General features: G+C 59.2%; 18 protein-coding genes and 1 other RNA gene. 2 read left to right on the top strand and 17 right to left on the bottom strand.

Features of this window, described 5'->3' with window-relative positions; genetic code table 11:
- Positions 1-600: 600 nt before the first annotated feature.
- Positions 601-964: a transfer-messenger RNA gene (gene ssrA / locus ABHR75_RS06435) on the bottom strand.
- Positions 965-1,201: 237 nt separating this feature from the next.
- Here ssrA and ABHR75_RS06430 point away from each other — a divergent pair.
- Positions 1,202-1,636: a hypothetical protein gene (locus ABHR75_RS06430; protein ID WP_138114199.1), complete on the top strand. Its 435-nt coding sequence runs from the start codon at positions 1,202-1,204 to the stop codon at positions 1,634-1,636.
- Between the two features lie 58 nt (positions 1,637-1,694).
- On the opposite strand, the gene ABHR75_RS06425 is transcribed toward ABHR75_RS06430, so the two are convergent.
- The 6 genes from ABHR75_RS06425 to ABHR75_RS06400 form a co-directional block, all read right to left on the bottom strand.
- On the bottom strand, positions 1,695-2,210 hold the full coding sequence (locus tag ABHR75_RS06425) for a type II toxin-antitoxin system VapC family toxin (protein ID WP_346963906.1): 516 nt from the start codon (positions 2,208-2,210) through the stop codon (positions 1,695-1,697).
- Positions 2,207-2,560, bottom strand: a complete 354-nt coding sequence (locus ABHR75_RS06420) for a hypothetical protein (protein ID WP_138114193.1) — start codon at positions 2,558-2,560, stop codon at positions 2,207-2,209. Before ABHR75_RS06420 ends, ABHR75_RS06425 begins: the two co-directional genes overlap by 4 nt.
- Before the next feature lie 139 nt (positions 2,561-2,699).
- Positions 2,700-4,715 carry a heavy metal translocating P-type ATPase gene (locus ABHR75_RS06415; protein ID WP_254668683.1) on the bottom strand — a complete coding sequence of 672 codons (2,016 nt, stop codon included), beginning with the start codon at positions 4,713-4,715 and terminating at the stop codon, positions 2,700-2,702.
- Positions 4,716-4,793: 78 nt separating this feature from the next.
- Positions 4,794-5,039: a DUF6110 family protein gene (locus ABHR75_RS06410; protein WP_022094642.1), complete on the bottom strand. Its 246-nt coding sequence runs from the start codon at positions 5,037-5,039 to the stop codon at positions 4,794-4,796.
- Between the two features lie 187 nt (positions 5,040-5,226).
- A complete protein-coding gene (locus ABHR75_RS06405; protein ID WP_196022185.1) occupies positions 5,227-6,984 on the bottom strand; it encodes an ABC transporter ATP-binding protein in 1,758 nt (585 codons plus the stop codon).
- Positions 6,985-8,811, bottom strand: a complete 1,827-nt coding sequence (locus ABHR75_RS06400; protein ID WP_175406121.1) for an ABC transporter ATP-binding protein — start codon at positions 8,809-8,811, stop codon at positions 6,985-6,987. It lies immediately after the preceding gene.
- 120 nt (positions 8,812-8,931) lie between these two features.
- On the opposite strand from ABHR75_RS06400, the gene ABHR75_RS06395 reads away from it, so the two are divergent.
- A complete protein-coding gene (locus ABHR75_RS06395; RefSeq protein WP_229107869.1) occupies positions 8,932-9,930 on the top strand; it encodes a helix-turn-helix transcriptional regulator in 999 nt (332 codons plus the stop codon).
- Between the two features lie 64 nt (positions 9,931-9,994).
- On the opposite strand, the gene ABHR75_RS06390 is transcribed toward ABHR75_RS06395, so the two are convergent.
- The 10 genes from ABHR75_RS06390 to ABHR75_RS06345 form a co-directional block, all read right to left on the bottom strand.
- Positions 9,995-11,359: an ATP-binding protein gene (locus ABHR75_RS06390; protein ID WP_346963905.1), complete on the bottom strand. Its 1,365-nt coding sequence runs from the start codon at positions 11,357-11,359 to the stop codon at positions 9,995-9,997.
- A gap of 343 nt (positions 11,360-11,702) precedes the next feature.
- Entirely contained in the window at positions 11,703-13,379 is a 1,677-nt protein-coding gene (gatB, locus tag ABHR75_RS06385; RefSeq protein ID WP_196022184.1) for an Asp-tRNA(Asn)/Glu-tRNA(Gln) amidotransferase subunit GatB, read from the bottom strand.
- Complete coding sequence (gene gatA, locus ABHR75_RS06380) at positions 13,379-14,893, bottom strand: Asp-tRNA(Asn)/Glu-tRNA(Gln) amidotransferase subunit GatA (protein ID WP_196022183.1); 1,515 nt, start codon at positions 14,891-14,893, stop codon at positions 13,379-13,381. The genes gatB and gatA overlap by 1 nt, the downstream gene beginning before the upstream one ends.
- Positions 14,893-15,204 (bottom strand): Asp-tRNA(Asn)/Glu-tRNA(Gln) amidotransferase subunit GatC, encoded by a 312-nt coding sequence (gene gatC, locus ABHR75_RS06375; RefSeq protein WP_055250987.1) that lies wholly within the window; start codon positions 15,202-15,204, stop codon positions 14,893-14,895. The genes gatA and gatC overlap by 1 nt, the downstream gene beginning before the upstream one ends.
- Before the next feature lie 275 nt (positions 15,205-15,479).
- Positions 15,480-16,418 (bottom strand): class C sortase, encoded by a 939-nt coding sequence (locus tag ABHR75_RS06370; RefSeq protein ID WP_346963904.1) that lies wholly within the window; start codon positions 16,416-16,418, stop codon positions 15,480-15,482.
- A gap of 111 nt (positions 16,419-16,529) precedes the next feature.
- Complete coding sequence (locus ABHR75_RS06365; RefSeq protein WP_271760640.1) at positions 16,530-17,303, bottom strand: hypothetical protein; 774 nt, start codon at positions 17,301-17,303, stop codon at positions 16,530-16,532.
- The gene (locus ABHR75_RS06360) at positions 17,285-18,253 is read right to left on the bottom strand and encodes a hypothetical protein (RefSeq protein WP_271760638.1); all 969 of its coding nucleotides are present in this window, start codon (positions 18,251-18,253) and stop codon (positions 17,285-17,287) included. Before ABHR75_RS06360 ends, ABHR75_RS06365 begins: the two co-directional genes overlap by 19 nt.
- Before the next feature lie 513 nt (positions 18,254-18,766).
- Positions 18,767-20,575: a SpaA isopeptide-forming pilin-related protein gene (locus tag ABHR75_RS06355; RefSeq protein ID WP_271760636.1), complete on the bottom strand. Its 1,809-nt coding sequence runs from the start codon at positions 20,573-20,575 to the stop codon at positions 18,767-18,769.
- A 114-nt stretch (positions 20,576-20,689) separates the two neighbouring features.
- Complete coding sequence (locus ABHR75_RS06350; RefSeq protein ID WP_271760634.1) at positions 20,690-22,360, bottom strand: SpaA isopeptide-forming pilin-related protein; 1,671 nt, start codon at positions 22,358-22,360, stop codon at positions 20,690-20,692.
- On the bottom strand, positions 22,353-25,325 hold the full coding sequence (locus ABHR75_RS06345; protein WP_138114153.1) for a SpaA isopeptide-forming pilin-related protein: 2,973 nt from the start codon (positions 25,323-25,325) through the stop codon (positions 22,353-22,355). The genes ABHR75_RS06350 and ABHR75_RS06345 overlap by 8 nt, the downstream gene beginning before the upstream one ends.
- Between the last annotated feature and the right edge of the window lie 565 nt (positions 25,326-25,890).

Genomic DNA, 25,890 nt, shown 5'->3' with positions numbered 1-25,890 from the left:
GGTGAAGCGGAAAGTGTGTCCCGTTCTCAGAGCAAATTCCGGGTCTCATTTTCCGCTGATCCCACCATCAGGAAAATGAATCCCATTCCGAGCTTAGATTCCGGGATGCGCTTTCCGCTTGAGCTGCCATTGGGAAAGCATGTCCCACTCTACGGCGGGATTCCGGGTCGCAGTTTCCGCTTGAGGCGCCATCCGGAAACTACGTCCCAGTCTGAGCGCGGATTCCGGGACACGCTTTCCGCCTGGGCCGCCATTGGGAAAGCGCGTCCCGGTCTGCGTTGCCAAGGCGTTTTCTTTACGCTCGCGCCCTGCATAGAGTTCGATTCTCCGCGGGTAGAGATGACGTTGGCGCGGGGGCATTGTCGGCTGTCATCCGATCGACATCGCATCTGTTTTGGGCTGAGGCATTGCGCGGAGAATCCGCGTATTTACTTCGCAAATACGCACCGGCTTCGGCCGCCTACCGGCGTCCTCGCCCGCGGGCTAAAAACGCTTACGCGTTTTCTTTACGCCCGCGCCCTGCACAGAGTTCGATTCTCCGCGGTACGGACTAGAAATAAAAAGACAGGCAGATACGAATATCTACCTGTCTGTTGCTTATGGTGGAGGCGCGGAGAATCGAACTCCGGTCCACGAAAGCCCCCTGATTGGCATCTCCAAGCTCAGTCGCTGGTTTAGTCTCGGACGCTTTGCGCGCAGCGACACGCTCGCGGCGTCCTAACCGGTTCGGTCTTAGCCTGCGCCATACCGATTACGTGCGCAGGAGCATTCCCCTAACATGACGTCGCGCCGGTGTCGGGGAAATCACCGGGTTGACGCGCCGCTATAAACTAAGCAGCGAGAGCCATAGGCTCAAAAGAAGAGTTGTTGTCAATTCAATTTGACGGTACCCCTGTTTAACGAGGCGAGGAGACCTCGGCTTGCTTCCTCTCTCAGAGCTATCGTGTCGAAACCAGTCGCCCCCGAATGTCGGGAAAGTCTGGATGGCATTGGGCACGAGCACCCAACACCCGTCGACTTTTCAAGGAACATGCGGGGCGAGCCCCGCTTGTGGAGTGTTATCTTACCACGTTCTGAAAGCGGACAGCTGTTCTATGCACGAGCTGTGAAGACCCCAATGTGCGCCGCACTTCGCACTTTTGCTACCGATCGCGTCACGTATATTTTCGCCAAGCAAAATTGACCCGTCGAAAGGACCGCCATGGATACCAAGCAGCAACTCGTCAATGCCCTCGCAGGCCTGGGCTCAACCATTACCGAAGCTATGGATGTCATCGAAGGCTTTGTCCCCTGCGGACATCCCGCCCTCACGGTATCGAACGCACTCGTCGCGCTGGACGCCGACGATGATGCAGCTCTCGCCCAGCAGCTTGAGACCGTCGAGGGCTTTATCGACCACGTGAGTGAGAACCGCGGCGTGGCCGCCTACCACGGCATCGAGGTAGAGCTCGCAGGTCCCAAGGCCGATCTGCTCGCAGCAATCCGCGAGGTAGGTACCCTTATGCAGACTGCAGGCGTCAAGAACACCCAGGTCAACGAGTGGGTCTACCGCAGTCTGGCAGCACTCGACAGCTCAGACGAAAAGGCAGCCGAGCAGCTCGCAGAAAGTCCCACCATTAAGGCCGAGCTTTTGTAAATAGCAGACGCGAGTCCCTTGGCGCATCGTCGTCCAAGAGGCCCGCAAACAGTTCGCGTCAACCGATAGCCGCGCCGCCGCGTTCGGCCAAAGCAAGAATCGACATCATTTGGCGCGGGGTCTTCGCTGCAAGATCGGCATGTTCGAGCAGCTTGTGATCGTTGGTCACTAAGTAATCGACCTGTGCGCGCTTGCACGCGGCGAGCACCAAGTTGTCCTCGTAATCGCGATGGAGCGTCAGATATTTGTCGGCTAGCCACAGATCGGATGCGTCTGCACCCACGGCCGTAGCGTTTTCGGTCATGTTCCGAACAAACGCCAACGCCGCATCGCCAATTGCACGGGCAGATGCCTCGTCGAGCGCTCCCCCGCTGGCAAGAACGCTACGCTTCAGCTCGTGTTGGACAACGTACAGCACGTCCTTGGCGATATGCACCGGAAAGAACAGCAATGCCCCCGTCTCCGCCGCCTGCCCAATAAACGCACGCGCGGCAAGCGACTCGGCATGGTCGACGCAAAACGAATCAACCCATACGTTGGCGTCCACCATTTTTTTGAGGGGAGCCCCGCTCACAGGATCATCCCCTTTTGGCGATAGCGCTCGTCCATGGCTTCGGAATAGATTGTGTCCCAACCGCGATCGTCGGATACGGGCGACGTAGCGATGCCCAAATCTGCATAAAGCCGGTCTGCCGCTGCCCACGACGCGGCGAACGGAGTATCGGGCGCGACGGTCTGCTGCCGGTCGTCGACGGCCGCAAGCACTTCCTCGCACTGCCCGCCACCCTGCGCGACCTTGGCCACGACCTTTTTGATGAGCTCGGGCAGCGAGACGCCCGAAAGCCGCAGCGCTTCCTCGGCGCGCTCTTTAACCGAGCGATCTACGCGAACATTCACCTGTGCCATGCTGCCAACGGTAGCCATCTCAACCTCACCTTCAGCATTTACTAGCATTGCTAGCACGAGCATATATCCGAGCTAACATATCGTCAAACAAAAGAAGGCCTGCACCCTGACGGCTGCGGTGCCGCCCGAATGCAGGCCATATACTCAATCGAAAACGCTAACGCAGGTACGCCTTTGCGTTGCCCAGGCTGTAGGCGATCGTTGAGCCGTTGTGCAGCAGTGACGACGTCTGCGGAGTGATCATGCCGGTAATACCCAATGCCAACAGCGCCGAGTTGGTGAGCATCACCTTGGAATACGAACTCGACAGACGGTCGATAAGCCCCTGACTCATGCGGCGCAGGCGCACGATTGCGGCCAGATCTGTATCGGTCAGGATGATATCGGCGACCTCCTTGGCGATGTCGCTTCCACCGCCCATGGCCAGACCCACATCGGCCAGACCCAGCGCCGGTGAGTCGTTGACGCCGTCGCCCACCATGGCAACGTGGCGCCCCTCGCCCTTAATGCGCTCCACATACGCGTACTTGTCCTCGGGCAGCAGCTCGGCCTTAAACTCGTCGACACCTGCCTCGCGAGCAATGCGCTCGGCCGTGCGCTCCGAGTCGCCCGTGAGCATGACCACGTGCTTAACGCCCAACGCGTGCAAGTCGGCGATGGCCTCGCGGACCCCGGGCTTAAGCGGGTCCTCGATACCGAGCACGCCCACAACGGTGCCGTCGACCGCCAGATACAGCGGCGACAGGCCCTGCATCTGGGACTCGATGCGCTCCTTTATGTCGGACTCGAGCTGCGCGCCCTCATCCTCAAACACAAAGTGTGCCGAGCCGATAATCGCGCGACGTCCTTCGATGGACGAAGCGATGCCGTGTGCCACGATGTACTCGACGGCAGCATGGCGCTCGCGGTGCTCGAGCCCGCGCTCGCGGGCGGCGTTGACCACGGCACGCGCCACCGGATGCGGGAAATGCTCCTCCAAGCAAGCGGAAAGGCGCAGGACCTCATCCTCGCTCCAGCCATCGGTGGTGAGCACGCAGGCAAGACGCGGCTGTGCCTCGGTGAGCGTGCCGGTCTTATCAAACACAATGGTGTCGGCCTTGGCAAACGACTCAAAGTACTTCGCACCCTTGACCATGACGCCCATCTTGGCAGCATCGCTCATGGCAGTCATGACGGCGACGGAACCCGTGAGTTTGAGTGCGCACGAGTAGTCGACCATCAGCGCCGCTGAGGTCTTGATGAGGCTGCGCGTGGTGAGCGCAACCAGGCCCGCGAGCAGGAAGTTCCATGGGACGATCTTGTTGGCGAGGTCCTCCATGTGCGACTGACCCTCGGACTTGAGCGAGTCGGCCGTCTGCACGAGCGAGACGATCGAGCGGAGCTTGGTCTGAGCCGTGTTGGCGCGCACACGCACCAAGATGCTGCCATCTTCCACAACGGTGCCGGCGAACACGTCGTCGCCCACGCTGCGCTCGACGGCCAGCGGTTCGCCGGTCAGGGTCGCCTGGTTGACCATAGCGCTCCCCTGCTCGACCACGCCGTCGATACAGATAGACATGCCGGTGCGCACGGCGACCAAATCGCCGGGTTCAAGCTCGGTGGCGGCAACGCTTACCTCGGTGTCGCCGACGACCTTTTGCGCCTTGTCGGGCACATCGAGCAGCGAGTTGATGAGTTCGTTTTCGCTCATGGCGCGGGTGTAGTCCTCGAGCAGCTCACCCACGTTGAGCAGGAACATCGTCTGGCCCGCGGTGTCGACATCACGTTTGACGAACGAAATGCCGATGGCCGAAGCGTCAAGCACAGGAACGGTTAGGCGCGGCTGCGCCAGCTCATGAAGGGCAGCGCGCAAAAATGCCATGTAACCGGCCACGACAAACACCGCACGCAGAGGCGTCGGCAAGAACCAGCGGCGCGCGTAGTGGGCGCCGATAAGTGTGGCAAGATCCATGACGAGCTTGTGCTTGCGTGGCTCAAGCTGCATCACATAACCCGTCTTTGCGTCGGCAATGGCCTGGGCATCGAGCGCACACAAAGCGTCGAGCACGCCCGCACGACACTGCTCATCATATTCGAGCGCCATCTGGCCAATACGGCCGTAAACGCGCACCTTGTGCACGCCGTCGATGTCGCCGCTGAGCTTAAGAAGCGCATCGAGATCACTCTCTGGCACAGGACCCGCCAACTGAAGGCGGGTCCTGCCGGGGATCTCGCTAATAATCGAGAATCTCATAGCTTGTGCCTGGGAGCGTTACTCGGCTGCCTCGTCAGCAGCGGCCTCGCTCTGGGTGATGTAGGCAGCCTCGGCAACCATGTCATCGACATTGGCCTTGGCCTGCTCGACCATGTCCTGGTAGCAGTTCTTGACGCGCATACCGCACGCGATGCCCTGCACGCAGGCATTCTTGACCGGAGCGCTGGTAAGCAGCTTGATGCCGGCCGTGCCAAGCAGAAAACCGCCACCGACAAGCAGGGTATTGAACGTCGACTTCTTCATGTTGTTTCTCCCTTTTGCCGCATTGGACGCGGCACGGTGCCTCAGCACCCGAGTAAACAAGTTTGCTCGAGCACACTTTTGGAAAATAGTTTAGTTTATCTAACTATTAAGTTCAACAATGGTTAACTTTTTGGAAACTATGGGGGTGAACTCAATATGACAAAGGGACTGCCCCTTTGTCATATTCCTACAGCTGCCAGTCCGCCGCCTCCTTTTGCAGCGCAACCATGCGGGCGAATTCTCCACCTGCCGCCTTGAGCTGCGCCGGGGTGCCCTGTTCGGCAACCACTCCATTCTTGAGCACAACGATTTTGTCGGCATTTTCCACCGTACGCATACGGTGGGCAATAACGATAACCGTCTTACCTGCAAGCAGACGGGAGAGTGCCTGCTGTACCACGGTCTCGTTCTCCACATCCAAGCTTGCCGTCGCCTCGTCCAACAGCACGATGGGTGCGTCTTTGAGCAGCGCGCGGGCGATGGAGATGCGCTGGCGCTCGCCACCGGACAGCTTGGAGCCGTTCTCGCCGATCATGGTGTCGTAGCCCTGCGGCATGCGGCACACAAACTCGTCGCAGTTGGCGGCACGCGCGGCCGCAAGCACTTCCTCATCGGTGGCATCACGACGCCCGAGGCGGATGTTTCCCATCACCGTGTCGTCAAAGAGCAGCACGTCTTGGAACACGATAGCGTAGTCGCGCAGGAGTACCTCGGGATCGACGCCCGCAACATCCACACCGCCCACGGTAACCTTGCCCGCAGTGGCATCCCAAAAGCGCGCGGCCAGGCGGCTCACCGTAGACTTACCGGAACCCGAAGGACCGACCAGCGCCGTAACTTCGCCTTCCTTGGCGGTAAAGCTCACATCGGTAAGAACTTTCTCGCCGGCGCGGCCGTCCTCGCCCGCACCATAGCCAAATGCCACGTGATCGAACACCACATCGTGACCCGCGGGCTCAAATTTCTCGCTGCCCCGCGCCACAGGCTCTTCCATGATGGAACGCATGCGCTTGGCAGACGACTCGGCGGCAAACAGCTCGGACATTAACATTAACGCCTGGTCAAAGGGCGCATAGATACGGCTCACCATAAGCAAGAAGGCAAACATCACCAAAAAGTCGACCCGCCCCGAGGCAACCATCGCGGCACCCGTTACCAGCGTGGAAGCGACCCCCAGACGCAAAATGACAAAGGCAGAGTTGACCAAAAGCCCGTTAACGAGTTCTCCCTTAGTGGTCTCGCGCTCCTCGTCATCGATCACGGCACCGAGTCCCTCAAGATAATAGGCCTCCTGGTTGGTAGCGCGGATCTCGCGCACACAATCGAGCGTCTCCTGGATCGCCTCGGTGACTTTGACCTTCTCGGCGCGAACACGGTCGAACACCGGGACCATGGGGCCGCGCGTCAAATACAGCACGGCAAAGGCCACGGGAACGCTCCAGAACGCCGTGATCGCCAACTGCCAGCAAAAGAACAGCGATGCTGCGAACACAATAGCGCTTGCGATAATGGCGCCCCAAAGCTCTCCCAACACGTGGCTGTAGGCATGTTCCATGGTCTGGACATCGCCCATGATGGTCTCGGTTAAATCGGCCAGATCACGACGACCGAAAAACGACAGCGGCAGTTTGCGCAAGCGTTCGGCGATCTCCATACGCTGCTTGCCGCACTCCTCGTAAAAGATGCAGTAGGTGTAGTAATACTGTTGCCAGTTAGAGGCAAAGAGCAACACGAAAAAGACCAGGAGGCCGCCCACGATCGGCAGGGCATCCGGCAGGTCAGCGCCAGTGGCGAGATGTTCGACAAAACCGGCCATGACCAGGAATAAAAAGCCCATGCCGGCCATGGTAATAAGATTGGTGAGCGTGGTCCAGAAAATGCCGCGCTTTACGCCGGCGACGCCTTTATCGGATAGGAAATACTTCTTTTGGAATGAGGCGAACATTTAGGCCTCGCCTCCCTTCGTGACGGCGGCATCCGCGGTCGCTGCAGTGATTTTCCAGCTCGCGGCCTGTTCGTATTCGGCCCACATCTTGGCATACAAACCCTCTTGGGACAGCAACTCGGCATGAGTACCCGACTCCTGCACCCTGCCCTGGTTGAGCACCACGATTTGATCTGCGCCCACTACAGTCGAGAGTCGATGAGCAATCATAATGACCGTGCGACCCGCCGCCAGCTTGCTAAAGGCGCGCTGGATGAGCGCCTCGTTCTCGGGGTCGGCAAACGCCGTGGCCTCATCGAGCACCACGATAGGCGCGTCTTTAAGGATCGCGCGGGCGAGCGCCACGCGCTGGACCTCGCCGCCCGAAAGATATGCTCCGCCGGCACCGAGCATGGTATTGATGCCCTGCGGGAGCTTGGCCACAATGTCGTCGCACTGAGCTGCGGAGAGGGCCGCACGCACTTCGTCGTCAGTGGCCGTAGGCTTGGAGGCGCGCACATTATCGGCAAGTGTTTGCCGGAACAGCTGGTTAGTCTGGAACACGAAAGCGACCTGGTCCATAAGCTCGTGCGGATCCATATCGCAAACGTCCACACCGCCTACAAGCACTCGGCCCGAAGAGACATCCCAAAAACGAGGAATCAGGCTTGCGCAGGTTGACTTGCCGCCGCCCGAAGGACCCACTAGGGCGAGGGTGCTACCAGCGGGAACACTGAAACTTACATGGCTAACGGCAGGTGCTTCGGCACCCTCGTACGTAAAGCTTACGTCCTCAAATCGCACTTCGCCGCCGGCAGGGTGCTTGAGTTGGGCGGGCACGGAGAGCTGCTTGGAATCCATGATACTTCGAATACGAGCCAGCGAATCGGCACTCATCTGAGAGGCCTCGCCCACAAACATGAGCTTGGTCAGGGCCGTCGGTACCACGGCCGAAAATATCGCGTAAAACGTGAAGTTGGCCATAAAATGTGCGAAGTCCGTCTCGCCCGGCGCCAACAGCAACGCCACGGGCAACAGGAATGCCACAAGACCATTGAGCGCGGTAAGGTTGAGTACCTGCGGACCTCGGCAGAACGTGCCCGCATAGTTTTGTGCCATGTCGGCGTATTCGGCGATCGCATCGTGGAAAGCCTTAAAGGAGTAGACCGTCTGCTGAAACACCTTGACCACGGGAATACCGCGTACGTATTCGGTGCCGGTCTTGTTCATCTTGACCAGCGCTCCCATGTAGGCCTTCATGAACTCGGCGCCTTTGCCGCTCATCATGGTGGCCATGGCGCCAAACGAAATGGCCACCGAGATGAGGCATGCCGCGCCCAAGCGCCAATCGAGGGCGAAAAGCAATACGAGCAGGCCCACGACCATGGCGGCGGCGCCTGCGATATCGGGCAGCATGTGTGCGAGCAAAGTCTCGGTGGAGGCGGCACATCCGTCTACAACACGACGCAGCTCACCGGTGGCGTGCGTGTCAAAGTAGCCAAGCGGCAGCTTAAGCAGGTGCTCGCTCGTAGTCTTGCGGATATTGGACGCACAGCGAAACGCGGACAGATGCGTGCACATGAGCCCCACGAAATAAGCTACGATGCTTGCCAGGGCAAAACCCACGGCCCACCAGCCATACATCGCGATGTCGCAGGCTTCGCTCCAGTTAGGCGCCACGGCGATCAGATCGCGCGCGACAAGCCAAATGCACACGTACGGGCCAAAGCTCAGCAGCTGCGAGAGCGCCGAGAGCGCCATGCCCAAATACGTTAGGAATTTGCGGTCACCGGCATACGCGAGCAACTCGCCGATGCCTCCACCTTCCCTTTTTGATCCCTTTGCCATGAGATTCCTTTCTAACGGCTTGAGAGTTAACCGTTCTCAACTTATCATTGATATGTTAGCCAAGGCACACAATCGAGCCAGGCGTGGACGTTTTCGCAAAGGAAGGGGACGCTTTTGAAAATGCATCGGGCTGCGACCGACATAACTGAGCTCTACGCACCACAGTTTGAGCAGTTTGGCCTGGAGCTTTCCGGCAAGGGCGCTGTCTTTACCGGCGAGGTGGCAAACGATCGGGCGCACGGACGCGCATGGATCATGCCTCTCTCCCCTGCCTGCATTGTCATGGAGCATTTCATCACCCCGACGCACGATATGTACCTGGCCGAATACACACCCGAGCCGTACGCCTGCGTGAGCGAAGTCAGCGCGCCCACACTTACATGCATGCCCGAGACTGGCATAACGCCCGCGAACCTCAAACCATCGCATGGACCGTGGCCAAACAATGCCGTTTGCAGCTTTATCCAAGATAGCTGTGGCGAGGAATTAAGCCCGCTGTTTGCGGGGGAACTTTATCACTCGCGCTCGGTGCTCTTTTTGCCTGGATATTTTGACGAACTGGAGCACCGCTATCCCACCGAGTTCGCGGGAATCTTTGAGGCGTTTGCCGAGCCATGGCACGAGGAAGCGACGTCTGCCATCTATCACACGCTGCGCCGGATTAACGAGGACCGTGCCCAAACCGTAGGCGGACACGTCTATATGCAGGGCATCGTGGAGACCATGGTCGCGGAGCTCGCCTGTTCGCGCGCGGCCCACAAGCAGGCGCGGCAGGCGGCAGACACACGCGTCAGCATAACCATGGCCGAAGAAGCAACGGCAATGATTGAGCGCACGCTCGACAAAGGCAGACATGTGGGTATCAACGAGGTGGCCGAGAGGCTCTACACAAGCCGCTCCAAACTATGCGCCACCTTTAAGGCCCAAACCGGCGAGTCCCTGGGCGCCTACATTCGCAGACGCCGTATGGAGCGAGCGCAGGACCTTTTGGCAGATAGCGCGCTCACGATAGCGCAGGTGGCAGAGCGTCTAGGCTACCCTCAGCAGGCCGCCTTCGCCCAAGCCTTCAAGCAATACACCGGCATGACACCCACGGCTTGGCGAAGCAAGCATCGCTAAGGCCCAAGCTCCCTGGCCGTAACGGAGCGATTAATTAGCCGCCGCCCGTCAGCTCACCCGGGATCTAAACGTCAAGATGCGCACAATCAAGCGCCTTTTTGATAAGAGGGACAGATCGATCAGCCAAATACAACGGAATGTTGAGCACCCCGTCGTCGAGCTTTAGGTTCTTAAGTGAGTAGCGGACCCTCAATGGAGTCGTCTCCGCATGCTTGTCGGCATAGTACTTAAGGCTCTTGGAATGAACGACCTCTCCCGATTTGACCTCGACGGGAACGATTTCGTTTCCGACCTGAATCAAAAAATCGACTTCGTGCTTCGGCTTCTCGTTTGTCCAATAACGCGGAGCAGCATCTAACTGTGAAAGTAATGCCTGAAGCACATAGTTCTCGGCGAACGAACCTTTGAACTCCGAAAATAGCGCATCCGAGATGGCAAAAGCGGACGCATCCAGCCTTGCCATGCGGCGCAGCAAGCCGACATCAAGACAGTAGACTTTAAATGCCTTGAGGTCATCGTACGCAGAGAGCGGCACACCACCGGCAGCATTAAGGCGAACCGCCGTGATGAGCCCAGCATCGGCAAGCCATTCCAGAGCATCCTCGTATTCTCGAGCACGAGCCCCCTCGCGCACCGCACCCCAAACGAACTTTTTGTTCTCGCGCGCCAACTGAGCTGGAATCGAGTTCCATATTTGCGAAAGCTTGGCGAACTGCGCACGGCCACCATGCTTGGCATAATCGCGCTCGTAGGAATCCAAGAGATCAGACAACACCTTATCGACCTGAACGATATCGCCCGTCTCCACCCACCGGCCAAGAGCCTCTGGCATGCCGCCGCATGCAAAATAACGACGAAGATGCTCGACGAGACGGACATGGAAGAAATCGGGCACTGTCTCGATCTGATCCAGGCCGCCAAGGTATTCGTCGTAGTTTGCAGCGCCCTCGGCTTTCAGAAACTCGGAAAAGCTCATGGGGCGCATCTCCATGAACTCGACCTTTCCCACCGGAAAAGCGCTGGTCTCACGGGACAAGCGAACGCCCAACAAAGACCCTGCGCATGCGACGTGATACTCGGGGGCCTCGTCACAGAAGTATTTAAGGGCGCCGACTGCAGAAGGACAATCCTGGATCTCATCAATAATAAGCAGCGTTTCGCCGGGCTCGATAGGCTGTCCAAGTGCCAGGGAAAGATTTGAGATGATCCGTCGAGGATCGCGCGTACCTTCGAAAAACTGAGCGTACTCGCTCTGTACCCCAGGTGACGGCTCCTCGAGCGTCAGATACACAAAATTGCGGTACGAGGTTCGACCGAACTCCTTAAGCGCCCACGTCTTTCCAACCTGGCGCGCCCCCTTAAGGATAAGCGGCTTACGATATTCTGACGCTTTCCAAGCGTTAAGCTTGGCAATGATATCTCGCTGCATGGCCGAACCTCCCGCAAAGAATCTTCCGTAAACGTGATATTTCCCACATTTTACCCTAGGTAAAACGTGACATTTATCACATTTACGGAAGTTTTAAGCTCATTTCGCCACACTTTCATCACATTCAAAAGGCGGAGGCGCATTTTGCGCCTCCGTCACCATCTTTCCTATCAGCCCGCCTGACCCGAACGGCCGAGTCGTCACGGAACCGAGGGGCCGAGCGCAGGGCCTTGCCTCTCAATGAGTTCCGCACGAACAGGAGGCGCCAGTGGCGCCTCCGTCGTGAGTCAGGACTGTCCGAAATTGAGAGGCAAGGCCCTGCGCCCGGCCCCTCGGTTCCCGCTTACGAGAGCGACGTTCTCAGCAACTCGTTGAAGAGCTTCGGGTTGCCCTTGCCGCGGCTCGCCTTCATGCACTGGCCCACCAAAAAGCCGATGACCTTCTGGTTGCCGTCACGATACTGCTGCGCCTGCTCGGCACAGTTTGCCAGCACCTCGTCCACAATCGGCTGCAGCGCACCGGCATCGCTCACCTGACGCATACCACGCTCGTCGACGATCTTGTTGGGGTCGTCGCCGGTCTGGGCCATGGCCTCAAAGACCTCGTGCGCCTGGTTGGAGCTGATAGCATCGGTCGCCAGCAGCTTAGCCAGCGCCGCAACCTGAGCCGGCGCGATACCGGACTCGGTCAGCGACACGCCCGCGCCCTTAAGATAGGCGATCATCTCGTTCACCAGCAAGTTTGCAACCGTCTGGGCCTCCTTGCCAGCCATACCGGCAGCGGCGGCCTCAAAAAACTCGGCAAACTCGGGGTCGCCGGCAATCTGCTCGGCGTCGGCCGCCTTAATGCCAAAGTCGGCCTCAAAACGGACGCGCTTGGCATCGGGCAGCTCGGGGATCTCGCCACGGCAGCGGTCGATGAACTCGTCGTCCAGATCGAACGGCGCCAGATCGGGGTCGGGGAACAGACGATAGTCGTCTGCCGTTTCCTTCACACGCATGACCACGGTGCGCTTGCGACTGGGCTCCCAGTGGCGGGTCTCCTGATAGATGATGCCGCCCTCCTCGAGCACCTCGGCCTGGCGGCAGATCTCGTAGGCAAGGCCATCGTGCAGGCTCTTAAACGAGTTGAGGTTCTTGAGCTCGGTCTTGGTGCCCAACTTGGTCTCGCCGCGGCGGCGCAGCGACACGTTGCCGTCGCAGCGCATGGAACCCTTCTCCATGGAGCAGTCCGAAATGCCCAGCGTCACAAAGATGCGACGGAGCTTCTCCATAAACAGACGCGCTTCCTCGGGCGTGCGCAAGTCGGGCTCGGTGACGAGCTCGATCAGCGGCGTGCCGCAGCGGTTGTAGTCGACGAGCGACTCGGCCGCGGCGGTAATGCGGCCCTCGGCACCGCCCACGTGCACCATCTTGGCGGCGTCCTCCTCCATGTGGATGCGCAGGATGCGGATGGGCACCGTGTAGGAACCGTCCTCGCGACGCTCGGGCATCTGCAGGTTGGACGCGTCATAGCTGGCCAGGTGGCCGGCGCGCTGGTTGCCTTCGCGCATGGTCGACGTCATGGACGTGGACAGGCCCTCGGCGTTGGCCGAGGCGCTCGCCAGGCTCTGGGCCTCGGCCTCGCCAAACGCGCAGTCGGGGCGCTCGGCGGCACCGCGACCGGTCACGTCCAGGTCCAGGTGACCGTACATGGCAAAGGCGACCGGACCCTGCGTGGTCTGGAAGTTCTTGGCCATATCGGGATAGAAGTAGTGCTTGCGGTAGAACATCGAGTGGCGCTGGATCTCGCAGTTGGTGGCAAGGCCGGCCTTGACGATGCTCTCGATGGCGCGCTTGTTAGGCACCGGCAGGGCGCCGGGCAAGCCCAGGCACACCGGACACACGTTGGCGTTGGGCTCGTCATCGTGGCTGAGCTTACAGTTGCAGAACATCTTGGTGTCGAGTGCGGTGAGCTCGGTATGGATCTCCAGGCCGATCACGGCCTCCCAATCCTGCAGGACCTCGGAAAGCTCCTTCATTACAGCTCGCCTCCCTTCCCGGCAAAATCGGGCGCGACGGAAAGCGCGGGCGCGCCCGTGGCGGCATCGGCAAAGCCGCGCTCCAGGGCGCGGGCAAACGTGAGCAGCTGACGGTCCTTAAAGGCAGGCCCCACCAGCTGGGCAGAAACGGGCAGCTGAGTATCCTCGCCCAGACCCAGCGGCACCGAGATACCACCGTTGCCGCAAATGTTGAGCGAGATGGTGTACAGGTCGGAGAGGTACATCTGCGTGGGGTCGCTGATCTCGCCAAACTTAAAGGCCGTGCGCGGCGAGGCGGGCATGAGGATGGTGTCCACCTTGGCATACGCGGCGTCGTAGTCCTGCGTGATGAGCGTGCGGGCCTTTTGCGCAGCGTAGTAGTACTTGTCGTACACGCCCGAGCTCAGCAGGTAGGCGCCGAGCATCTGACGGCGCTTGGCCTCGGCGCCAAAGCCGTGGGCGCGCGACAGCGAGCTCTGGTCGGACAGGTTGGCGCAGCCCTCCTCCTGGTAGCCGTAGCGAATGCCGTCGAAGCGCGCCAGGTTGGAGAACGCCTCGGCCGGACCGATGACGTAGTAGGCGGCGATAGCGGCGTCTAGGTGCGGCAGGTCGACCTCGACCAGCTCGGCACCCTGGTTCTGCAGCTCCTGGGCGGCGCGCTGGACAGCAGTCTTGACCTCGGGCGTCAGGCCCTCGGCCTCCATAAACGCAGGGATAATGCCCACGCGCTTGCCCTCGATGCTGTCGTTGAGATGCTCAGTAAAGTCGACGGCGCAATCCTGGCTGGTGCAGTCGTACGGATCGCGGCCCGCGCCGGTAAGCGCGTTCATGGCCAGCGCGACATCCTCGACCGTGCGGCCAAAGGGTCCCACCTGGTCGAGCGACGAGCCAAAGGCAACCACGCCGTAACGGCTCACGGCGCCGTACGTGGGCTTAAAGCCCACCACGCCGCACAGCGACGCCGGCTGGCGAATGGAGCCGCCGGTGTCCGAGCCCAGCGAGAGCACGACCTCGCCCGCGGCGACGGCGGCGGCGGAGCCGCCCGAGGAGCCGCCGGGCACGCGCTCGGTATCCCAGGGGTTGTTGGTGCGGTGGAACGCCGAGCTCTCGGTGGAGCTGCCAAAGGCAAACTCGTCCATGTTGGCCTTGCCCATGGGCAGGCAGCCGGCATCGAGCATGCGCTGGACGCAGGTGGCGGTGTAGACGCTCTGGTAGTTCTCGAGCATGCGGGAAGCGCAGGTGGTGCGCGTGCCCACAAGGTTCATGTTGTCCTTGATGGCCAGCGGCACGCCCGCGAGCGGAGGCAGCGGCTTGCCTGCGGCACGGTCGGCATCCACGCGCGCAGCGGCCTCGAGCGCAAGCTCGGGCGCCACCTGCAGGAATGCCTGGACCCCGCCTTCGCACGCCTCGATGGCGACAAGGGAGGCCTGGGCCACCTCGGTAGCGGTAAAGTCGCCGGCGGCAACGCCCGCGGCGATCTGGGCGGCGGTAAGGGAATCGAAGCTCTGCGCCATTACTCGCTCTCCCCCTCTCCCAAAATGGACGGCACGCGGAAGTAGCGGTCGCGCGCGCTGCCGGCGTTTTCAAGCGCGACGTCGAGCGGCAGATCGCGCTCGGGCTCGCGCAGGTCATCGCCCATCACGTTGGACAGGCTTCCGATAGGATGGAACGTGGGCTCCACGTCGGGCAAGTCATATTGCAAGACGGGCTCGAGCATCTGGACGGCGTCGTTCATGTAGGACGTCATCTGGGTGAGCTCGTCATCGGTCAGTGCGATCTTTGCGTACTCGGCGATGCCGCGCACGTCTTTCTCGCTGAGTGCCATAGGCGCTCCCTTCCGCATAACAGATAAACCGCTCTAGTATACAAGGCAACGCCGCTTGGAGCAGGTGCTTTACCCAAATGCAGCGAAAACGTAACGAGGACGGCGAACGCGGTCCGGCAGCTCTGCAGCGAAAACCGCATAGCTCACAACACAAACCATCACAACATTCGACGCTTATCGCCAAAATCGAAATTTTCATCGAATGTTGTGATGGTTTGGAACCCCCGACCACCACAAAGGTGCCTGTCCCCATTGTGGTGGTTCTGGAGAATGTCTTATGCCGAGGCCTTGGCCTTGCGGCGCTTGCGGACCGCGTGGACCACGATGTCCAGCAGCAACAGCACAATGGCTACGACCACGATGAGCACGGCAAACTCGCGCTTGCCCCAGTGGCGACCGGCCAGCGACTTTTGCTTGTCGACGTCCTTCTTGTTGTACTTGGTGCGCACGCAGTGCACCAGCAGGCGATGGTCGTTTACGCCGTAGGGCGTGCAGGTGACAAGCGTCACCTTGTCGGCGCCGGGCTCGATGGTCAGCGACTCCATCTCCTCGGGCAGCACCACCTCGGAGTCCACCATCTTGTAGGCGAGCGTCTTGTTCATGGTGTGAAGCAGCACCAGGTCGCCGGGCTCCAGCGAGTGGATGTCGTCGAACATGCTCAGGTTGCGCATGCCCGAGTGCGCGGTGAGCACGCAATGCGTCGAGGTGCCGCCCACCGGCAGGCTCGTGCCCTCCAGGTGGCCGACGCCCGCCATGAGGACTTCTTCGCTCGTGCCGTGGTAGATGGGCATGCTCACGTCGATGGAGGGGATCTCGACCCAGCTCATCATGGGGTCGCGGTCAAAGATGAGCTGCTGGGCGTAGGGCTCGATCTGGTCGGCGGGGAGCTCGGTGGCCTCGCCCGCCAGCTGCTCGTTAAAGGAGCGCGCCTGGAGCAGGATGCGCTCGCGCTCCTCGGCAGACAGCGCGTCCACGGTGCTGGACACCGTGCTGATCTGGTTGAACACGCCCGAGGCCTCGAGCCGGTCCAAGATCCACGGCCAGGTCATAAGGCCCACGCCAATAAGGATGATGACGATGGTGATGAGCCGGTCGGCCCAGCGCGGCAGCCGCTTGCGGCGGCGCTTGGGCTTTGGTTGAGGTTTGGGCTGAGGGCTTGAGCCACCGTTGGCCGCGGCGTTATCGCTCTTCATGTGTTTGGCACCCTGCGCCATCGCCGATCACTCCTTTACAGCTCAAGTTGTCTAAACAAATAATAGCCGATTCGCGAGCCCCTACCCCGGACAACGCAGCCAGACTGCATTATCCGGACTACCTAACCTCGCTCAACCAATCAGGCCATATGTTGCTTTCATCGTCTCGACTAGCTGTGTCGTCGTTACGCCCGCAACCCCGATCTGCTTCAGATTGATGTCACTCGCCTCACAGTCTTTAACAAACGCAAGCATATCGTCCTTCAGCTCTTCGACTAGGTTGACACCCGCCGACTCACCAAGCAGCTGAGCAAGCCTCAGCGCATCGCGTTTATGCTTTTTGACCTTCCTCGAGTCAACGTTCTCCCCGGCTTCCCTTCTAGCTTTTAGGTCGAGATACGCCTTCGCTTTGAACGGGACAATGTATTCCGTATCCAGGACCGAAACACCGTCTACTGTCCGAATTCCCTGAAGAAACAAGCTGTAGTAGGCATCGTCCAACAAAATAGCCGAAAGACTGCTTATGTTTTCATCAACGTGAATTGGCGTCACATCAACTCCCTCACGACCCTTTAGAAAGTCGGGGCACTTCGCGAAGAGCTCGATCATATGGGGATAACCCGGCCTCTTTGGTTCCGTAAACCGATAAAAACACGAGGCTTCGCTTTCACCCCAGCCGCAGCGGTAGCCGCCATCACGCACCAAGGTCCATATGGCTTCGGCCGTCTGAGGCAACCGGTCATCGGCGACAATGACCACATCAAAATCGTGGGTCGCCCTAAACGAAAGTCCCGCCTCCGCGAGCAAAATGTCGCATGCTGTGCCGCCGATAAGGGCATACGACCCTTCAGCTTCCTGCATATGCTGCCGAAATACCTGGAGACCTTCTACAGCGCTTCCTGCCATGGATATTCCTTTCCAAACATGTGATCGAGTTCGAGCTGAATTCGTTCATCGTCGATTGCCGCCAAAGATAGCGCAAGTGAGATGTCGTCGATACGGGAGGAGTCGGCAAACACGGGCGCATAGCGCCACACTTGGATCATCGCCGTTTCGTTATCCGGCAGCTCCCCGTCTGCGACTTCAAGGTCGCTCAGTTCACGCCATGTACTTCTTAAGACGGCCTTTTGCTCCATGCCCGGCGCAGCGAGCATCGAACGCACAGCGAGCGCCGTCTCCCCAGCGTCAGCAAGACCGTCAACCCGCGGCGTCTTCCTAGCAAAAAAGACCTTCGAGACAGGCGAAGAGAGCTCCGCCATGTGCTCACTGAGCAGAAGATCAACGGCCACGGGGAACACAATGACACGCCGTTCGCGCCGCTCGCGCCTTGCGAGCCCCCTGTCTACAAGCTCGGTTACGGCCTCACTCGCGCGGCTTGCCGAAATCCCAAGCGCACGACAAAGGTCATCGGAATGATATGACTCCTGCCCTGCTCCCCAGATTGCGGCAGCCTGCGCGTTGGATGACATCTTGGTCGCGCGATTATGAAATCTAGTGCCGCCCCTCTCCGTGCAGGCCGCGCCCATAAATGGAAGAAAGGCCTGTCTACCAGGGCAAACAAAGGGGATTCCTTGTGCGACCAATGCCTTGCGCTGGCGCGCATCGGCATCAGGAAACGAAACGACGACAGGAGCCTCCGCACGCAAGGCTAGCTGGCTATAGACTCTCTTAGCCTCGGGAAGCCCAACGCCAGTAGGCAAACTTGCAAGCAAAAAAGAAAAACCGTTTGCGTCAACGGCGCGGATCTCAATCGACCGCAGATGCAGCGGCAAGCGTGCGGATCCAGGCCAAGTTTTAGCCTTGGCGGAGAGGCCTAGTGCTTCTTGTAAGTAGGTAAGCGCTTCGTTCATTTCCATCTTTTTCGCTTAGTTCCAGTTTATATTGGAATTATACATAATTTTCGGAAATAACAAGATTTCTATCAGGCATAGGCCCGTATTTGAGTTTTCAAAAAGTCGCGAATCGACAGAGTGATTCGGGATACAATAGCTACAGGAAACGACGCATCCCGCGTAAGTGATCGAAAGCGCGGGCGGCCTAGTTTTCTGGTTTTGTTAAATGCCCGGGCCTCTAACCCCGGGCATTCTTATTTGCGCTTGTTGCGGCGCAAATGCCTTCTACCGTCCGCACCGCGCGAGCGCCTACGGACCTTAAACCGAACCTCATACGAGTCAAGAAACGCGATGACGGATGAGTCCGCACCGGACGGTAAAGGCTGCCTGTGTTGTCCAAAAAGAACGGGGCAAACTCCAGCGCGGAGTCTGCCCCGAAAAGAGAGTGGCAAAGCAAGAACGTCGATGGACGAGAAAAGTGTCCGCAAGTCTCATGACCATCACATCCCACCTGCCAAAGGGATGGGCGAGTGAGTGTTACTCCTGCTCGGACTCCTCAGCCTGCTTACGGCTGCGGATGAGGTGCGCCACGCCAATGCACAGCACCGCGCCACCAGCGATCCAAGTGAAGGTCACGCCGTTGAGGCCGGTCAGCGGGAGGCCAGAACCCTTCTTGTTCTTGATGGTGAGGGGAATCATGGTCGTGGGCGCGTTATCTTCAATCGTGGCAGTGACCATATCGGAACCAGGAGTCACGCTGAGCTTTTTAAGCGTGCCGTCTGTATTGAATTCAGGCGTCACCGTGATTTCGAAGTCGGCGATGGTGTTGTAGCCCGCAGGCGTCTTGCTCTCGGAAATCAGGTATGTGCCCGCAACAAGCCCGGGAATAGAGACCTTGTTGCCCGCCCCCTCGGTTTCAAACGTATAGGCGTCGTTTACGTTGTCGCTGAAGCTGCCGTCTTGCTTCAACCATTTTTCAACTTTTTTATTGGACCCTTCCGTGATCATTTTGACCTTAAACCCCGCAACGAGTTTGGCGTTAGCGTTGTTCGGGTCAGTCTTAGTTACATCGAGACCAAAGACGTAGTCAGTGACCTTGTCCGACTTAGAAGTGCCCTTATCATTAGTCACGGGATTGTTGGAATAGACAAGCTTGACCTCATTGGTGTTACCGGTGGTCGTGTATTCGGCATCGCTGGTGAGCTGAGCTTTGTAGGTCACGACGACCGTGGAGTCTTTGTCGACAGTGATTGCAGCGCCGTTCTCGCCCTTGACGGCCTTGAGGTCATCGAACTTGACTGTAAGGAGCTCGCTGTTCTTGACGGTATCCTGCGCCGCAGCGACGTTCGCGCTGAACCCGGACTTGACCTCGGTCTTGGCCTTGGTTTTGCCGTCGACGATGTAGACGTGGAGGCCCTCGGGGGCGTTGTTCTCGCCCTTGATAACGATGAGGCCCTTGCTCAGCGTATCTTGGAATTCATAGTAATACGTACCGTACGAGGCAATATTATCTGCAACGCTACCGGTCAGCCTGTAGTCAATTTCCTGTCCGATCCAAGCATCGCCGCTGTTCTTCCAGTAGCTCTCTTCAGCATCGGCAGCATCCTTACCTGCAGTGTCGTCGAGAATCTTTTTGTCGACCCTGGGGATACTGGTCTTCTCGGTAACGACCACGGGATCACCGCCAACAATCGCGAAGATCGGAGAGGTGCCAGTGTTCGGCTTGGCCTGATTCGTAAGACCATCAGACACGAAGAGATAATAGCCATCACCGTAAAGGCCAGCTTCATTAGTGTTCGGGCGCGTCCACGGAGTACCTGCGTTAAGGGGATCTCCCGCAGCGGTCTCCGCCTTAACACCTTGCTTCATGCCTGAAACCGCAGCCGCAATTTCATAAAGCACATCGCCGGGGGCAACACGCGTACCGTCGCTGCTGGATGCAGTGCTGGCAGTGCCATTCACATTTTGAGAAAGCCACTCAGCCACAACAGAAGCTGAAGCATTCTTATCGAGCTTCTGGGTGGGGTCTTTCTTCACGAGTTCCTGATACTCAGCAGATCCCTTAATGGCGACAATCACCTTGGAGCCGATAGCATCATTTGCCCATTCAATATCAGAAGCAACCTTGCCATTGTCTTTCTCGTCAACGACTTTTGCCTTGAAGATCTGATAGGCCTTGAACGTATTGCCTTGGTTATCCTCGGCAACCTTATTGATGGTGATGCTGTTATTCGGAGCCGCCACATCCTCAGCAAACGCCATCGTGACGGGCGCCATAACTCCGCCGAAGCTCAGCGCTGCTGTGAGGCCGGCGGTTACTGCCAGGCGGGCGATGTTCTTGCTCATGCTCATCTTCTTTTCCTCTGCTTTCTGCTTGAATTCCATTTGATCTAAATCTGTCTGTCTGTGTCTTAGCATCTGCTTCGCTACGTCTCGCCCCGCTCTCTGCGGGGCTGCCAGCTACTCTTTATGGCTGCCACCTCCCCGCTTGACCAGGAGCGCGACCACGATGAGCGCGGCTCCGGTGACCGCTGCGGCGGCCGCGGCGTACATTGCCATATCGCCAGTCGAGGGCATAAAGCCTCCGGTGGTAATGCTAGGGGGTGTGCCGGTGGGCGTGTTAATGAGCGACGCCTCCAGGCTGCCCGTCGACCCGTCCGCGCTGTCGGCGCGCAGGGGCGACTCGGCCGTGATGGTGAGCTTGGGCTTGGCGGCGGCCACCTGGTCGACGTCCAGGCCCTCGGCCTTGACCGTCACGGAGCGCGTACCCTCAAAGGCGGTGTAGCCCTTGGGCGCCTTGAGCTCGCGGACCTCCAGCTTGCCCGAGTCCACGCCCGAGACGGTCACGCGGCCGTCCTCGCCCGTGGTGACGGTGGCCTTGCCCTCCGCATCCCACGTACCGTCGGCCGCCAGTGTGCGACCGCGATCGTCGGCGATGCTCAGGACCGCCCCGGCAAGCGGCTTGTCGCCGTCGCTGCCGCGCTTGGTAAGCGCGAGATCCCAGGTGTAGGCCGTCGCGTCATCGCTCGGCGTGCGGGTGAAGCCGGCGTCGCCGGACTGGTCGGACAAGGGAGAGCGCGGGTAGCGCAGGTAGACCTCGTTGGGGTTGCCCTTGGCGATGCCGTGGTTGCAGCCGCTGGCGAGCGGCGCGTTGTACACAGCGACCACGCGGGCGCCCGCGGTAAAGGCTTCGGTCCCGCCGAGCGCGGCGATGAGGTCGCCGGTGCGCACGGTGAAGGTCTTGCCGTCGGCCGCTACCTTGGTGGCGCACTGGGCCGTGATGTCGGTCCAGCCCTTCGCGGGCTCGGTGCCGGCGCGGCCGTCCCTGCCGGCCGAGACGGCGTCGAAGCCGCCGTCCGCACCCGCCGCCACGTACACGCGCATGCTCGCGGCCACCTTGGAGGGGTCGAGCCCCGCGCTCATGGTGTCGACGAACCGCACCGCGTAGGTGTCGTAGGCCGTGAGCCCCGCCGGGACCGTGGCCGAGAGGCGCCAGTACAGGTCGTCGGCGACCGTGGCGTCGGCGGCCTTCTGCCAGGCGGCGGTGCCGTCCTCCAGCACGTGCTTGGACACCTTGGGCGTCGCCGCCTTGGGCTTGACGGTGACGGCGCTGCCGCCCACCAGGGCCATGATCGGCGCGGTGCCGACCTCGCCTTGGGCGATGGCGTCGTCGTCGGCGACGATGAGCCAGTAGCCGCAGTGCAGCTCGGCCGCCGTACCCGCGTTAAGGGCCACGAACACGGCGCCAGAGCTCTGGAGGGAACGAGCGAGCTGTGCGCTCAGCGCGCTCGTAAGGTGGGAATCGGTGTTGAGCCACTCGGCAGCTTCCTGCGCGGTGGTCTGGGAATTGGGCATGCCGGCGCTGTGCAGCACAGGCAGTGCGGCGTCGCGCGCGGCGTCGCTTGCCCAGGTGAGGTCGGTGGCGATCTTGGCGTCGCTGTCGCCGTCGACGACGTTGGCGCTAAAGATCTGGTAGGCGTCGTAGCTGCTCGCCACGGTGCCGCTCACCGTGATGGAACCGGTCGAGGTCGGCGCGGCCTGCGCGGAAGCGGGGAACACAACCGCGCAGGTGCCGACCACGAGGGCAAGCAGCGCAAACAAGATCGGGAAGGAGCAAACTTTCTTATTCACGACGCTCACCTCCCTTCGCATTCGCCTTGCGACGAATGTGCATCCAGGCTGCAGCAGCGCAAAGCACCGCCGCGCCGGCAAGGTACGTCAGAGTGACGCCCGACATACCAGAAAGGGGCAAAGAGGTGGAGTAGGTGTTGGTGAAGGTGGAGGCGGGAATGGCGTCGGGCGCGGCGGCGGAGGGTTCAACCACGACGCCCTGCCCGTTCTCGCCAAGGGTGTTGCCCATGTCGTCCTTCATCTGCGTAACGGTGGTAGAGGTGGTAAGACCGGTGTACTTGCCAGTGGTCTCATTCATGACGGCCTTCACCGTGACGGCAACCTGGTACTCGGCCTTGGAGTAGCGGAGCTTATCGATGGCACCGGTGGTAGGCGCGACCTCCTTCACCGTGTAGGTGTAGGTCCTGGCGTAGTCATCCGCCGTACCGGGGGTATCGGACAGGTGCGACTTGTTGAACGTCATGGCGCCAAAGGTCGCCGTGATGTTGTTGGGCTTGGCGGCGTCGGTCTCCCCTGCTGCGGGTGCAATGGAGAGGTCTGCCGGGTTAGGAATGGGCACGTTGGTTGCGTAATCCCCCGTAGCCTCGATGTTGAAGTCGAACGCAACGTATTTCCCGCTGGAATCCTTCGGCCAGTCCGTATTACGGACGGACTTAGTCACCGGGATTTCCACGGACGTGGTGGTGAGAGAATCGGAGATGTACGTAGTGCCCTCAACAATGCTCGGTTTCTTTCCCTCGGTCCACGCAATGGAACCGTCCGCCTTGGACACCGTGAACTCGTAGGTTGTCTGGTTCAGCTCGTAGCCAAACGGCGCCTGGGTCTCCGTGAGCGTGTACGTGCCCGGCAGCAGACCCTCGAGCTTGAACTTGCCATCGGCGGGATCAGAATCTGCCCACTTGTTGCTGACAGCTTCCGCATTCGTATCGTTATCAATCACAGTCAGGGATGCAGCGTCCGGAATTTCGGCACCATCGGCATCCTTTACCTTGGTAAGCGCCCACTCGGAACCAGCCAAAGGAGTGTGTCCCGTGTCGCTCTCCTCAACCTTGGTCCAAGACACCGTACCGGTGATCTTGGTGTTGGAGATGGCGCCCGTGGTGTTGGAATCATCGAATGAAACGAGCTTATTTCCGTTCACCGTGTCCACATGACCCTGAACATAGTTCACCTGCTCGCCGGTGTTGTTCATGGTTGCGTAGTAGATGGTGTCCGACTTCTGATAACCAGCCGGCGCCTTGACCTCGCGAATGTAGTACGTGAAGTAGTCTTTATCGTTGGGATCGCCAATTTTGGCCTTCTGATTCAAATAGTTGAACTGAAGCTCGCCATCATCCGAAGAGTAATCATTGGCACCGCCATCCGTTACCGTAACGATGGGATACGTTTCATTCTTGGCATCATCGACAGTGCCGTATATCGTCCACGAGGAACCAGAAAGCGGCGTCATGCCGTCCGCAGCGTCGACCTTGCTCCACGCAATGGCAGAGCCGTCCGGTGTATACGACCCAGACCACGGGAAGTTGTGACGCTCCTGATCCATATCGATGACGGAAGCCGAGTTACCCTCGAGATTTGTGAAGTTGTACGCGATCTTAGGGTTGTTCATCATGAAATCTTCGCCCACGTACACACGACCGTTGGTGGTCACATGGTCGTCGAAGCTTCCGTTGGGAACGAGAATCGATCCGAGCATAGCAGCGGCGGGGTCATCGTCGGTCCACTTGCCGTCCCCGCCGCCATTGCCCCAGTCGCTTCTACCCTCGCCCGCAATGCCACCACGGATGGTGAGGCTCGTGGTATCGACAAAATTCCACATGATGGACTGGGAGGCCAGCGAGTATTTCGCGCGAAGGTCTTTATCGGCGTTACTCTCATAACCGCGAGATATTTCTGTATCGCCCCACCAGAAGCGCCAGCCATTGTGGAACTCGACAGGACCAGCACCTGTAACGTTCACGACAATGGATGCGCCTTCGGGGACATTGGTGAACTTAAAGTCGACGCCGCGGTAGTAGACGCCATCCTTCAAGTTGGAGAGCTCGGAACCGGCAATGGTGAAGACCTGTTGCATAGAAGTTCCATCGCCGGTAAAGGTGATAAGTCGCTCGGTGTTGCAAATCTTATAGTTCGGGATTCTGGTATCAAGCGCACCGGAAACAGACTTCTCACTACCATCGAAAGTGAGTGTATAGCTTGTTCCCTTGTTATCGTACTTGTTGATTGCGTAGCTGTTGTCGCTAATTGCGGAACCATCCGTAACTGTGCCGGTATTTGCAAACGAGGCGAGCTGTTTCGATAGCTTCGAGAGGTATCCATCTGCACCGTTGTAGCTCGAATAATCGTTACCGTTAACATTAGTCAAATCAACATTTTGATTGAACAGGTCGCTCTTCAGAGCATCCGAGCCCTCGAACCAATTACCTTGCTTTTTCACGACAGACTGGCGCCCGTTGTTAGCATTCGAATCCCAATAGGAATAGGTAATGGGACCGGCGATCTGCGCGGTATAGTCATAGCCAGGGTGGGAGTCAGTCTTTGTCGCCTTGCCGACCCAAGCACCCTTGGTCCAAGCACCAACCGTCGCAGCATCTGAGGTCGTTCCCTGACCGGTATTCATGTTCTCAATCAAGCTGTTTATGCCGGCGACCGCAAGCACCGTGCTTCCCTCCCTGGGACGAAACTGCGATCCAAAACCAACGGTGCCGAAACGGAAGCCCTGGCCGCCCCAACTCTCCTTGATAGGATTCATGGCCAGTTTGCCGTGGACCACGGTAAGGCCCTCCGCCTCAGCGGCATATGAGCCGGTGGGGGCGTTATTCGCATCAAGAGTGCTAATTTTGTTCGGCTTACCACCGATGTACATGTCGCGGCCGACGTAGGTGGCCACGCCGGGATCGGGGGTGGAGATATCGATATTCGTACCGATACCGATAGACGTGGGAACATAAATTCCCTTCTCCACGGTGGCCGTCGCTCTCGCTGAAGCCGCATTCGCACTCTGAGCCTGCTCAACACTATTTGAAGAGCCAGCCTCGCCGCCATCGGTCTCGTTGCTATTCTGGTTTTCGGCATCCTCGCTGGTGTTATCTACAGCAGCGGACTCACTTGAGGAACCCCCCCCCCGTTACAGTTTCCTCGGTAGAAACTGTCTGGGTGTCGTTGGCGATGGCCTGCGAGATCGGGGGCATAACGAGCGACAGTACCAGGCTCAAAACGGAAGCTCCGCACAAAACACCTGCTAGTACACGATGTGCCGTTTTATTGTTCTGCTTAGATTTATCTGAATTTGCTGTCATCGATGTCTCCTCCCCAAGAGACCGCGATCTTGCTCTTTCACGAATTAACCTTGAGCGCGCAACCTATAATTGCTCGCTCTCGATATGCATATTATTACTTATTGTTTAAACAATGAAAAGCCAGATTCTATCAATTTCTTTTCTCAGAGTCTTTCCTTGATTATCGACTTTATCCGAACACCTCCCACATTCATCCGCACATGTACGGATGAATGTGGGAACCCGATACCC

The sequence above is a fragment of the Collinsella aerofaciens genome, from assembly GCF_039752955.1.
GTDB classification, from domain to species: Bacteria; Actinomycetota; Coriobacteriia; order Coriobacteriales; family Coriobacteriaceae; genus Collinsella; species Collinsella aerofaciens_BI.
The sequence above is the reverse complement of the archived record's forward strand: the minus strand, read 5'-3'. Positions and strand labels throughout refer to the sequence as shown.